The sequence below is a fragment of the Amycolatopsis sp. NPDC026612 genome (assembly GCF_040638285.1).
In the GTDB taxonomy this organism is placed as follows: Bacteria; Actinomycetota; Actinomycetes; order Mycobacteriales; family Pseudonocardiaceae; genus Amycolatopsis.
Window position 1 is genome coordinate 193,699 of the sequence record NZ_JBEZYB010000008.1, and the last position, 10,398, is coordinate 204,096.

A 10,398-nucleotide genomic window follows, 5' to 3' on the forward strand; every position below is an offset into this window, starting at 1 on the left:
CCGTCCCGTTCGCGCCCGGTGACGGTACAGGGTCCTAAGCCCCCGGTGTGCCGTCGGAGGGCCTCGCGAGGAGGGTGGGCCGGTCCCCGCACGCGGGGGTCCAATTCCTCTTCGGGCGGCGCCGGAAATCGATGATCCTGGTCGTAGCCAGGACTTCCGACCGGAGAGGGCCGGACCCATGAGCACGTCGTCGAATTCGATCGCGCGGATGTGGCGCACCGTCCTGCCCCGCCGCGGGTCGGTGGCGCGGGCCTCGGACCGGTTCCAGGCCGGGCTGCTGATCTTCGTGGCACTGCTCGCGCTCGCCGCGCTGCCGGTCTCCGCCGCCATCGGTTCGGAAACCTACGTGCGGCAGCAAGGAGAATCGGCCCAGCAGGTCAGCGAGCGCTCGCAGGTTGCCGCCACGCTGCTCGCCGACGGGCCGGACATCACGGTGAACTCGCGCGCCGGCGTCGTTGGCAACAGCCGGCTCACCGACGCGGCCTGGCTGCTTCCGGACGGAACCCGCCGCGTCGGCAAGGTCGTCGCCGGCCAGGGCAGGCTCAAGGGCGAAACGCTGACCGTCTGGGTGGATCGCACCGGCAGCCCGGTGGATCCCCCGCTCCGCGGCGCGGGTGTCGTCATCGACGCGGTAGTCCTCGGACTGGGCCTCTGGCTGGGCGCACTGGCGCTGCTCGCCCTCGGCTACCGGCTGGCCGTGTTTTCCCTCGACCGCTTCCGGTTCGCCCAGTGGCAGCACGAGTGGTTCCACCAGCTGGACCGGAAGACCCGTTCTTGAGAACAGGAGAAGGTGAATTCCCATGACAACGGCAAACCAGGGCGACATCGTCGTCGGCGTGGACCATTCGGCGGTGAGCGTGGCCGCGCTGCGCTGGGCGGTGTCGGAGGCCGCGCACAGCGGTCGTCAGGTCGTCGCGCTGCGGGCGTGGTCGTTCGAGCCGGTCGCCGACCTCGGTGCGGCGGTCGCCGGATCGCCGGAGACGGTCGCCGACCGGGAGCGGCGGCAGCTCGAAGAGGTCGTCGGCGAAGTGCGGGCGGAACACCCGGGGGTGGCCGTCCGGGCCGAGCTGGCCGAGCACTCGGCTCCGGTGGCGCTGGAGGAGGCGTCGAAGACCGCGGCGATGCTGGTGCTCGGCAGCCACGGCCGCGGCCGGCTGCTGAAGCTCCTGGTCGGTTCGGTCGCCGAGCACTGCCTGCGCGAGGCGAGCTGCCCGGTGGTGGTGATCCCGGCGCGGACGGTCCCGGAGCCGGAGAAGGAACCGGCGGCGACGCCGGAACCCGTGGGCAGCTACTACCCCGGACCGCTGCTGTGAAGGAGGTCAGGATGCCCAATCGCGCAAAGTGGGTTCGGTCATGACGACCGAAGTCACCACCGTCGGGCCGGACACGCCGTTCAAGGCGGTCGCGCTCCTGCCGGCCACGTGGAACATCAGCGGCGCACCCGTGGTCGACGAGGACGACCTGGTGCTCGGGGTCGTGTCGCAGGGCGATCTGCTCGAGCGCGAGGCCCCGCACGGCCTGCTCAAGCCCGGTTCCCGGCAGGCGAAACGGAAGGCCGGCGCGGCGTTCGTCGCCGACCTGATGACGACGCCGGCGATCACCGTCCACGCGGACGACGACGTCACAGTGGCCGCGAAACTGCTGGAGGAGCACCACTTCCACCGCTTGCCGGTGGTCGACGACGAGGGCAAATTGGTCGGCGTGGTGTCCCGTTCGGACCTGCTGCGGGCCATGGATCCCGCGGCGCTGTACGTCTCGGTGCACACGGAATCGTGACCCTCAACGGCACCGTCGAGCGGACGAGCATGATCCCGGTCATCGTCGCGCTGACCCGCCGGGTCGACGGCGTCGTGGAGGTGCGCCAGACCCTGCAGGCTCCCTTCGACGACCGGGGCGTGTCCCCGGTACCGCCGGGTCCGGCCGGGATCCTGAGCTCGCCCAAGCCGCGCAGCTGAGGCACACCGAAGCGGCCACCGTCCAGTTCGGACGGTGGTCGCTTCGGTGCGTGATCAGCCGCGGAACAGAGCGACCTTCAAGGCGTTGCTGTCCTGCGGGTGGGCGAAGACGTCGTACGCCTCGTCCATTTCGTCGAGCCCGAACCGGTGGGTGATGACTTGTCCACGACGATGATCGTGCTCGGGGCGAACAATTGGGCGTTGGTGATCGGGGCCAGCCCGATCGGCCCGGCCCCGACGATCACGACGGTGTCGCCGGGTTTGACGCCGCCGTTGCGGACGCCGACTTCGTAGGACGTCGGGACGATGTCGGCCAGCATCAGCGCCGACTCGTCGCTCGGTGAGCTCGGGGTCGGCGTGCTCGGTCCAGCTGCGCCGGCCGGGGCCGTCGTACACGAGTGCCTTCATCGTTCTTCCTTTCGGGCCGGGGAAAGGACGCCCGCCGGTCGGCGGGCGCCCTGGGGCGGTGTGTTCAGCGCAGCCACGTGCGGTGGCCGACGAGGGCGGCCCAACGCCGGCCGAGTCCCCACGTGTTCCCGGCCGCCGCGGCAGCCAGCGCGATCAGGACGAGCGCGTAGATGATGTGGTAGTCGATGACCGGGTTGGTCGAGTGGGTGGCTTCGCCGGTGCTGGTGCTGAGGGCGAAGGGCCATTCGGCGGCCCACATCATGACCATCATCAGCGAACCGGCGGCGGCGCTCAGCCGCAGTCCGATCCCGGCGATGACGGCGATGCCGACGCCGGCCAGGCCGAGCATGAACAGCGTGTCGGCCCACCAGGTCCCGGCCCAGGCGTGGAACATCGACTCGAACGGGCCGACGTGCACGCTGCTGAGGAAGCCCTTGGTCGGCGAGCCGCCACTGATCCAGGCGCCCTTCGCCGGGGTCGCGTAGCCCAAGCCGAACAGCTTGTCCACGAACGCCCACAGGAACACGAACCCGGTGGCGACGCGCAGGACGGCCAGGGACTTCCCGGCCACGATGGGTCCGGCGACGAAATCGGGGATCGGCGCCGGTTCGGTACCCCGGTGAACCGAGGTGGTCTTCTTCTCATCCGGTCGGATGGACATGGGAAACCTCCAATCTTTCGGTGCTGCGGTCAGTTTCGGCCGGTGCCACGGGAAGTTCTGGGGCCGAAGGTCCCCGGCCGGGAGGCCCTTGGACGCCGGTTGCGGGGGACCGTGCGGAACGGACCAAAGACCCTCCGAACCGGGGCGGAAGCCTCGCGCCGGGAGCAGCTTCGGCCGCTTGACTTCCGGATGGCGAAAGGGAAATGGGCTGAGCGGCTCGGATCTGGTGGTCGGCGTCGACGGTTCGGGCGGCGCGCTCAGCGTGCTCGTCTGCCGCACCCACCACGCGATGGCCGACGGGATCCGGCTGACGCAGGTGCTGTTCAGCCTGCTGGACCCGGCCGGCGCCGAGGCCGCGCCGCACGCGAAGGTCGGCGGTGCCGCGCCGCACCGGGAACCCGTCGCCCAGCCGGTCGTCCGGCTCGGCGCCGCGATGCTGCGCGCACTGGGGGACGCCGGTGCCGAGGTGCAGCAGCGGGCGGCCCGGGTGCACCCCGTGCTGGAGACCGCGGTGGCGCTGCCGGTGTTCGGTGCGAGCGCGGCCGCCGGGTTCCTGTCTTCCGCGCTGAGCGGCGGACCTCGCCGCGTCTTCGACACGGCCGCCGGATCGGCGACGACGGTCTGGCACAGCGTCACCGGTGCGGGTGACCTCCTCGGCCCCTCGACGGCCACCGGGCTGTGGGACGGCGAGCCGGGCGTGGAGAAGACGGCCGCCTGGGGTGACCCGGTTCCGCTGCTCACCGTGGCTTGGATGGGCCACGAGACCGGCACGATCGTCAACGACGTCTGCACCGCACTCGTCGCCGGCCCGCGGACGGCGATGACGCTGGCCGGCGCGGAGGTCGACGGGATCGTCGGCTGGGCGCCGTGCAGCGGCCGCCAGGCGATCACCGTCTGCATCTTCAGCTACGCCGGTCAGGTGCGGTTCGGGTTCGGCACCGACCGCCGGCTGATCCCGGACCCCGAGCTCCCGGTGGACGCCCTGGCCGAAGAATTCGCCGAACTGGCTCAGCGAGCCTGACCCGGCGAAGCGGTGACGCGTCGGACGTGGGCGCGCGCGTGAGCGGCTGCGTCTTCGAAGCTGGTGAAGAGGTGGCCGCCGGCGCGGAGGGCGCCGGTGGTGGTCAGCAGGTGCTGGTGGTGGTCCTGAACCCCTTTCAGCAGGACCGCGATGCCCCGGGCCTCGAGTTCTTCGACGGTCTCGCCCAGTGCTTTCGCGCCGGTGGCGTCGAGGATGTGCAGGCGGGACAACCGCAGGATGACGACGAGGACGTCGTCGGCCGCGGCCGCGATCTCGGCGGCGACGCGTTCCGAGGCGCCCCAGAACATGGCGCCTTCGAAGCGGAAGACGGCGATGCGTTCGTCGCCGTCGGCAGCCGGGCCGGGGAGGGTGTCGCGTCGGGCCCGTGCGGCGTGGGCGAGGTGGCGCAGCGCGAAGAACGCGGCGACGAGCAAACCGATCTCGACCGCGAGGATGAGGTCGGCCGCGACGGTGACGAACGCGGTCACGGCGAAGGTGATCGCGCTGGAGCGGCTCGCCCGGACGACTTCGCGGATCGTGGCCGGCGGCACCATGCGGAGGCTGGTGACCAGCAGGACGCCGGCGAGGGCGGAGAGGGGGATCCGGGAGACGAGCCCGGTGGCGGCGTAGATCACCGCGAGGATCACGACGGCGTGCACGATGGCGGCGAGCCGCGTGCGCGCCCCGGAGCGGACGTTGACGGCGGTGCGGGCGATCGCGCCGGTCGCGGGCATTCCGCCGAACAGGCCACTGGCGATCGAGGCCACGCCCTGGCCGACGAGTTCACGGTCCGGGCGGGTGGGCCCGACCGGCGGCCCGCCGCGGGTCATCGTCGCGGCCACCCGGGCGGACAGCAGGGATTCGATGGCCGCCAGCGCGGCCACCGCGACGACCGCTCCGCTCAGGTCGTGGACCAGGCCGAAGCTGAAGTGCGGCAGCGCGGGGGCCAGGCTGCTCGGCAGGCTCCCGATGCGCGGCACGGGAGCGTGGGTGACCTCGGCGGCGACGGTCGCCATGGCCACCGCCACCAGCGAGGCCGGGATCCCGCGGTGCAGCTTCGGAAGGAGAAGCATGGTCACCACCACGACGGCGACGGTCGCCACCGTCCAGCCCACCACGCCGCCGGCGGCACCGGCAAGTGCGGCTCCCGCGCCCAGCAGCGGGTTCCGGCCCGCCGGCGCGGCGGTCCCGACGGCCGCGGGGATCTGCTGGAGGAAGATGATGCTGGCGATCCCGAGCGTGAAGCCCTCGACGACCGGCCAGGGCAGGTAGCCCACCAGCCGGCCCAGCCGCGCTGCGCCCGCGACGAGCACGACCACACCGCCGAGGATCGAGACCAGTGCCACCGACGCCGTCCCGTGGGTGGCCACGATCGGCGCCAGGACGACGGCCATGGCCCCGGTCGGGCCGGAGACCTGGACCGGTGAGCCACCGAACACCGCGGCCACGATCCCGGCCACCACGGCGGTGATGAGCCCGGCTGCGGCGCCGGCGCCGGAGCTGATGCCGAAGGCCAGCGCCAGGGGCAGGGCCACGACCCCGACGGTGAGGCCGGCGAGCAGGTCCGCGCGCAGCACCGGCGCGCGCAGGTCGTAGTCGGCCCGCCCGGGAAGCAGCTCCCAGGCGCTCGCGAGGCGGCTCACGCCTTGGCCGTGATCGCGTCGAGGATGGCCTGCGGGCTGGCGCCGGGCAGTGGCGGGAGTTCGTGGGCGGCCCGGAGCCGGTCGGAGTCCGGCGTCAGGCTCGACAGCAGGAAGGCGCGGGCCACCACCAGCAGTTCCGCGACGAGCGGCTGGGCGAGCCAGTACTCGACGGCGTTGCCGGTGCGGTGGGAGGTGACGACTCCGCTGCGGCGGAGCACGGCGAGGTGCTGGGACAGGTGCGACGCTTCGCAGTCGGTCACTTCGAGCAGCCGGGTGACCGGCGTGCCCTCCTCGCCGGCGGCGGCCAGCACCTCGAGCACCTGGATCCGGATCGGGTGGGCCAGGGACTTGAAGAGATCGGCTTTGATCCGGTACAGCGGTTCGGTCGTGCGGGATCGGGCGGGCATCGGCACCTCCTGGTTTGATGATTTTATCAATCCATCAATCCGGGAGCCCGGCGGGTGGTCAGCGGGCCGCGGCGAGCAGCGCCGGGAACTCCCGCTCGATCGCCTTGGCGAGCACTTCGGTGTCCGGGACCGTGTCCGCGTCGGACGTGATCCCGAAGGTCACCTCGCCGGCGTAGCTGAGCATCGCCACGCCGATCCGCACCCCGAAGCGCAATGGGGACGTACGGGTGGATCCGGACGATGCGGCGGCCGAGCGCGGACAGCGGTTCGGCCGGCCCGCGCACGTTGGTCGTCACCGTGACGATGTTGCGCTGCGGCAGGTGCGCGGCGGCCCGGATCGCCCACGCGAACGGCTAGTGCGCCGCGGATGCGGTGAGCAGCGCGCCGGCGTCGGCTTCCTTGGCCGCCTTCAGCGCGCCCAGCCGCCGGTGCGCCCGGACGAGGCGCTGGGCCGGGTCGGCCAACTCGACCGGGCAGCAGGAGGGAAACTTCGTAGTCGAGCGTGGTTTCCGTGCGCACGGACACCGGGACCAGCGACCGCACACTGTCGGCGGCGGGCGTCTCGCCGCGCTGCAGCAGCAGTTCCCGGAATCCGCTGGTAACGGCGGCCAGCAGGACGTCGTTCACCGTGACGTCGAAGACCTGGGCCAAGGCTTGGGCATCGGCCAGTGGCACCGAGGCGGTCGAATAGCGCCGGTCGCGCCCGAGCGGCGTGGTGGTCGCCGGTGCCGCACCTTGGTCGCTCCCGCACCCGGCGAGGCTCCACCCGCAGACCAGGACCGCGAGGGATCGCCTTGGCACGCATGGTCACTTCGCCCGCGTCAGCGCGTCGCGGCGGCGTTCGTATTCTTCCTGGTCGATCTCGCCGCGGGCGAACCGCTCGTCGAGGATCCGCCGGGCGGTGTCACCGCCCCCGGGCGGCTGTGGTGCCCGGCGCGCGAGGACGACGACGAGGGCGACCAGTGCGGCGAGCACGAGCGCCATCAGCAAGACCATGCCGACGCCGCCGAACCAGCCCATGGTTCCGGAGTGGTACCAGTACGGCATGACCGGCTCCTTTCTAGCGAGCCTGGAAGTGCTTCGGGGGAGCTTCGAGCGGCTGCAGCACGTCGGCGAGATCGCGGCGTGGGGTCGCGGTCAAGGGGTCGGCGTTGGCGGGTGCCCAGCCGATGCGCAGGACCATCTGCGGGAACGACCCGCCGGTGACCCGTTCGGTGACGGTGTCGCGGACGTCGAGGAGTTCCAGTGGCTCGGTGAGGGGGCACGAAGACAGGCCGAACGCGGTGGCGGTCAGCAGAGCGGCGCTGGTCGCCTCGCCGGCGCGCAGGCGCGACATCCGGTCGTCGGAGGCGGTGCTCAGCACCAGCAGCACGGTCTCGTCGTCCTCGGCCTTGGCGTCGGGCGGCTGGGTGAGCAGCGGGTCGGCGAAGGAGCGCGTCCGCAGCGCACCCGGCGTGTCGTCCGGCGCCGGCGTGTTGCGGGCCGGGACGCGGTCGGGCGAGATGTGGCGGCCGCTCCAGGCCGCCAGTTCCGTGCGATAGGCCGGGTCGGCTTCGTGCCGCCGCGAAGCCTCTTCGATGGCGGTTGCCAGGTGGTAGCGGGCGGCGTCCTCGGCGACCTGCAGCACGGTGCCTTCCAGCGCCGCGACCTTGGCCATGGCTTCGACGTGTCCGCGCGGCACGCTCCACGAGCTGTGCCGGCGCCGGTCGGTGCGGCGCCGGGGAATGGCGGCGGCCATCGCGACCTCGTCCTGCGACGGCTCGTGCTGCTGCAGCGTGATCGCCGCGAGGTGGTCGGGCTCGTCCGGGTTCGGCAGCCGGTGGACCTCGGCGGCCCAGCCGAGCGCGGCGAAGGCGACCCGGAGGTGGTGCAGGGCCGCGCCGCAGCTGAGGATCAGGTCGCGGCCGTCCGGGTCGGTTTCGCGCAGCTGCCGGTCCGGGTCGGCGTAGAGGTGCAGGGAACTGTGTCCGATCCGCCAGTTCCACGGCTGGGAGTTGTGCACGGACGGCGCGCGGACCGCCATGGCCACCGCGGTCTTGACGGTGTATTCGTCCGGGAATCCTCGCTCCATCATCGGCCTGCCTCGGGTTCGGGGTGTTCTGCCGGGATGACCCTGGCACCGTCCGGCGGGTCCGCGGGAGGGCCGGAATGCCTCTGGGGGGAGGACTTTCGGTGCTCGGGCAGCAGGGACGCCACCGCCCGCACGATCGAGTCCCGCGGTGTCCGGTCGTGGTGAGCGGGTGCGCCTCCGGCCACGGGTCGGCGTCGGCGGCCATCCGGTGCGCGATCCGGGGAGTAGCGTCGGAAACTTCGGGCGTCCGGGCGGTGATCCGCTGCGCCGCAACAGTCTCCGGCACCTCGCACAGCACGGCGATGACCGGGCTGCTCGCCCGCTCGGCGGCGTTCGCGGCGAGCCTGCGGTGCCGGGCGGCGGACCAGGACGCGTCCAGCACGACGGTTTCCCCCAGCGACAGCAGAACCTCCGCGCGGCGAGCCAGTTCGGCGTAGGTCGCGTCGGTGTGGTGGCTGTCGTAAAGGCCCTGCCGGTAGTCCTCGGGGGCGCGGGCGGGTGTCAGCCCCGCGAGTTCCTTGCGCAGCCGATCGGACTGCAGGAGGGTGCCCGCCGAGCCGGTCCGCGAGCCCACCGGCGACCGTGGACTTGCCGGTGCCCGGGGCGCCGCCGACGAGGATCAGCTCGCGGGCGCCGATCACCGCGGTGATCGTGCTGACCGGGCAGTACACGATCACCCTGCCGGTGCTGACCGCGACCGTGAACAGCCGGGCCCTGTGGCGCGACACGATCTCCATGCTCAAGCAGCGCCGCCGCCGGTCCCGGGTCGTCGAGCTGCCTGAGCTGGGCGATCGCCGAGGAGGGGCTTCGATGTCGGTGGCCGGCGCCATCGCCACCGGAAACGCCAGCGCCACCGCGGCCAGTGGCGAATGGCCGGGGTCGGTGCTGGTCGTGCCGGTCGGGTGCGGCTGGGCGAGCAGCTCGAACCCGAGGACCGAGACGGCCGGCGCGACGAACGCCACGGTCATGACCGCGAACACCGTGCAGCCCAGGTGGCCGAGTCAGGTGCCGTTCGCGACGGCGGCCACCAGCAGCAGCGTGATCGGCACCCGCCAAGGTGCCGGCGCGGGCACGAACGCGATGATCGCCCACGCCCTGGCGGCGGAGCTGATCGCGATGGTGAGCGTGAATTCCACGATCAGCGCGCCGATGGGCACGAACGCCATGCCTTCGCCGAACGCCTCCCCAGTGGGCGGTAGTCGCATCGACTCTTGCGGGTGACTCAGCGGCGGGAATCGAAACACGTGGACCCGGCTCCCGATCTGCCGTCGGCTCGGCCCGAGCCGGAATCTCTCGACACGAGCAGGTCGCCGATGAGCACACGAGCGTGGCGTTCCCGGGTCGGCGCGGCACACCCGATCGCGACCTGACAGGCCGGTGACCAGCACTATCGACGGATTGTCGACAGCGGCTGGCACCGTAACCAGGGTGAGCGGCACGCCCGGCGTGGGGAGTCATCGGGTACGAATCTTTTCCTCAGCGCCGCTTCGTAACGACATCGCCGGGCAATAATTCGACAATCCGGAGGGTAACCGTGAAATTCCGTAAGTTTCCCATCGCAGCCGCTGCCGTCGGCGCGGTGACCGTGCTCGGCGCCGGCGCTTTGGCCACCACCCAGGCGGACGCCGCGGACAGCAGCATCACTTTCGCCATGGTCCGGTCGGGCGTGGCCGCCAACGCCAACTGCCTCGCGGCGGCCGCCGCGAAGGTCCGTGTGGTGACGCACGGGCTGAACGAGACCATGACCCTGCGTGCGGCCGGTCTGCCGCCCAATACCGGGTTCGATCTGTTCATCACCCAGGTGCCGAACGCGCCGTTCGGCGTGTCCTGGTACCAGAGCGACCTGCAGTCCGGCGACGACGGCACCGCGTCGGTCACCGTGATCGGCCGGTTCAACATCGAAACCTTCGCGGTGGCACCGAACACCGCACCGGCGCCGGTGGTCCACCCCCAGGACGCGGCAAGCAATCCCGCGTTCGCCCCGATTCACACCTTCCACGTCGGCTTCTGGTTCAACTCGCCCGCCGACGCCGTCAAGGCAGGCTGCCCCGGCACGGTTACTCCGTTCAACGGAGACCACACCGCCGGAGTCCAGGCCATGAGCACTCGCAACTTCGACGACGCCAACGGGCCGCTGCGCCAGCTCGTGTCCTGAGAAGAACAAGTGTCCGAACGCAAAGCCGCGGGGGCGGAACGGTGCAGCGGCCGCTGCACCGTTCCGCCCCCGCGGCT

The 10,398-nt window shown here is 71.9% G+C and carries 15 protein-coding genes and 2 pseudogenes; 8 read left to right on the top strand and 9 right to left on the bottom strand.

Going from position 1 to position 10,398, the window contains the following annotated elements:
• Positions 1-178: 178 nt before the first annotated feature.
• From AB0F15_RS11930 to AB0F15_RS11945, 4 genes are read left to right on the top strand one after another with little or no spacing between them, the layout of a single operon-like run.
• The gene (locus AB0F15_RS11930) at positions 179-778 is read left to right on the top strand and encodes a hypothetical protein (protein WP_360269078.1); all 600 of its coding nucleotides are present in this window, start codon (positions 179-181) and stop codon (positions 776-778) included.
• Between the two features lie 22 nt (positions 779-800).
• Positions 801-1,313 carry a universal stress protein gene (locus AB0F15_RS11935; RefSeq protein WP_360269080.1) on the top strand — a complete coding sequence of 171 codons (513 nt, stop codon included), beginning with the start codon at positions 801-803 and terminating at the stop codon, positions 1,311-1,313.
• A gap of 40 nt (positions 1,314-1,353) precedes the next feature.
• Positions 1,354-1,776, top strand: coding sequence for a CBS domain-containing protein (locus AB0F15_RS11940; protein ID WP_360269083.1), 423 nt, complete (start codon positions 1,354-1,356; stop codon positions 1,774-1,776).
• Entirely contained in the window at positions 1,773-1,955 is a 183-nt protein-coding gene (locus tag AB0F15_RS11945; protein WP_360269085.1) for a hypothetical protein, read from the top strand. The genes AB0F15_RS11940 and AB0F15_RS11945 overlap by 4 nt, the downstream gene beginning before the upstream one ends.
• Positions 1,956-2,032: 77 nt before the next feature.
• On the opposite strand, the gene AB0F15_RS11950 is transcribed toward AB0F15_RS11945, so the two are convergent.
• Positions 2,033-2,275, bottom strand: a complete 243-nt coding sequence (locus AB0F15_RS11950) for a hypothetical protein (RefSeq protein WP_360269088.1) — start codon at positions 2,273-2,275, stop codon at positions 2,033-2,035.
• A gap of 152 nt (positions 2,276-2,427) precedes the next feature.
• A complete protein-coding gene (locus AB0F15_RS11955) occupies positions 2,428-3,024 on the bottom strand; it encodes a DoxX family membrane protein (protein WP_360269091.1) in 597 nt (198 codons plus the stop codon).
• 178 nt (positions 3,025-3,202) lie between these two features.
• Here AB0F15_RS11955 and AB0F15_RS11960 point away from each other — a divergent pair, with 178 nt between their 5' ends.
• A complete protein-coding gene (locus AB0F15_RS11960; RefSeq protein WP_360269094.1) occupies positions 3,203-4,045 on the top strand; it encodes a WS/DGAT domain-containing protein in 843 nt (280 codons plus the stop codon).
• On the opposite strand, the gene AB0F15_RS11965 is transcribed toward AB0F15_RS11960, so the two are convergent.
• The 3 genes from AB0F15_RS11965 to AB0F15_RS11975 are packed head-to-tail and all read right to left on the bottom strand — an operon-like array spanning position 4,033 to position 6,279.
• Positions 4,033-5,688, bottom strand: a complete 1,656-nt coding sequence (locus tag AB0F15_RS11965) for a SulP family inorganic anion transporter (RefSeq protein WP_360269097.1) — start codon at positions 5,686-5,688, stop codon at positions 4,033-4,035. The genes AB0F15_RS11960 and AB0F15_RS11965 overlap by 13 nt on opposite strands.
• Positions 5,685-6,095, bottom strand: coding sequence for a metalloregulator ArsR/SmtB family transcription factor (locus AB0F15_RS11970; protein ID WP_360269100.1), 411 nt, complete (start codon positions 6,093-6,095; stop codon positions 5,685-5,687). Before AB0F15_RS11970 ends, AB0F15_RS11965 begins: the two co-directional genes overlap by 4 nt.
• Positions 6,096-6,153: 58 nt before the next feature.
• Positions 6,154-6,279, bottom strand: a complete 126-nt coding sequence (locus AB0F15_RS11975) for a WS/DGAT domain-containing protein (RefSeq protein WP_360269133.1) — start codon at positions 6,277-6,279, stop codon at positions 6,154-6,156.
• A gap of 327 nt (positions 6,280-6,606) precedes the next feature.
• On the opposite strand from AB0F15_RS11975, the gene AB0F15_RS11980 reads away from it, so the two are divergent.
• Positions 6,607-6,786 carry a hypothetical protein gene (locus AB0F15_RS11980; RefSeq protein WP_360269136.1) on the top strand — a complete coding sequence of 60 codons (180 nt, stop codon included), beginning with the start codon at positions 6,607-6,609 and terminating at the stop codon, positions 6,784-6,786.
• On the opposite strand, the pseudogene AB0F15_RS11985 reads toward AB0F15_RS11980, so the two are convergent.
• From AB0F15_RS11985 to AB0F15_RS12000, 4 genes and pseudogenes are all read right to left on the bottom strand, one after another.
• Positions 6,759-6,896: pseudogene (locus AB0F15_RS11985) on the bottom strand (hypothetical protein); the annotation flags it as partial. The gene AB0F15_RS11980 and the pseudogene AB0F15_RS11985 sit on opposite strands and share 28 nt — an antisense overlap.
• 6 nt (positions 6,897-6,902) lie before the next feature.
• Positions 6,903-7,142, bottom strand: coding sequence for an SHOCT domain-containing protein (locus AB0F15_RS11990; protein WP_360269103.1), 240 nt, complete (start codon positions 7,140-7,142; stop codon positions 6,903-6,905).
• Positions 7,143-7,155: 13 nt separating this feature from the next.
• Positions 7,156-8,166 (bottom strand): NAD(P)H nitroreductase, encoded by a 1,011-nt coding sequence (locus AB0F15_RS11995; protein ID WP_360269106.1) that lies wholly within the window; start codon positions 8,164-8,166, stop codon positions 7,156-7,158.
• Between the two features lie 274 nt (positions 8,167-8,440).
• Positions 8,441-8,740, bottom strand: a pseudogene (locus tag AB0F15_RS12000) (AAA family ATPase); the annotation flags it as partial.
• 20 nt (positions 8,741-8,760) lie between these two features.
• On the opposite strand from AB0F15_RS12000, the gene AB0F15_RS12005 reads away from it, so the two are divergent.
• On the top strand, positions 8,761-9,387 hold the full coding sequence (locus AB0F15_RS12005) for a hypothetical protein (RefSeq protein ID WP_360269109.1): 627 nt from the start codon (positions 8,761-8,763) through the stop codon (positions 9,385-9,387).
• 313 nt (positions 9,388-9,700) lie between these two features.
• Positions 9,701-10,321: a hypothetical protein gene (locus tag AB0F15_RS12010; protein ID WP_360269112.1), complete on the top strand. Its 621-nt coding sequence runs from the start codon at positions 9,701-9,703 to the stop codon at positions 10,319-10,321.
• The last annotated feature ends 77 nt before the right edge of the window (positions 10,322-10,398 follow it).

Coding starts and splice junctions, on each gene's coding strand:
- AB0F15_RS11930 (WP_360269078.1), top strand. CDS start 179: ATGAGCACGTCGTCGAATTCGATCGCGCGGATGTGGCGCACCGTCCTG.
- AB0F15_RS11935 (WP_360269080.1), top strand. CDS start 801: ATGACAACGGCAAACCAGGGCGACATCGTCGTCGGCGTGGACCATTCG.
- AB0F15_RS11940 (WP_360269083.1), top strand. CDS start 1,354: ATGACGACCGAAGTCACCACCGTCGGGCCGGACACGCCGTTCAAGGCG.
- AB0F15_RS11950 (WP_360269088.1), bottom strand. CDS start 2,275: ATGCTGGCCGACATCGTCCCGACGTCCTACGAAGTCGGCGTCCGCAAC.
- AB0F15_RS11955 (WP_360269091.1), bottom strand. CDS start 3,024: ATGTCCATCCGACCGGATGAGAAGAAGACCACCTCGGTTCACCGGGGT.
- AB0F15_RS11970 (WP_360269100.1), bottom strand. CDS start 6,095: ATGCCCGCCCGATCCCGCACGACCGAACCGCTGTACCGGATCAAAGCC.
- AB0F15_RS11975 (WP_360269133.1), bottom strand. CDS start 6,279: ATGCTCAGCTACGCCGGCGAGGTGACCTTCGGGATCACGTCCGACGCG.
- AB0F15_RS11990 (WP_360269103.1), bottom strand. CDS start 7,142: ATGCCGTACTGGTACCACTCCGGAACCATGGGCTGGTTCGGCGGCGTC.
- AB0F15_RS11995 (WP_360269106.1), bottom strand. CDS start 8,166: ATGGAGCGAGGATTCCCGGACGAATACACCGTCAAGACCGCGGTGGCC.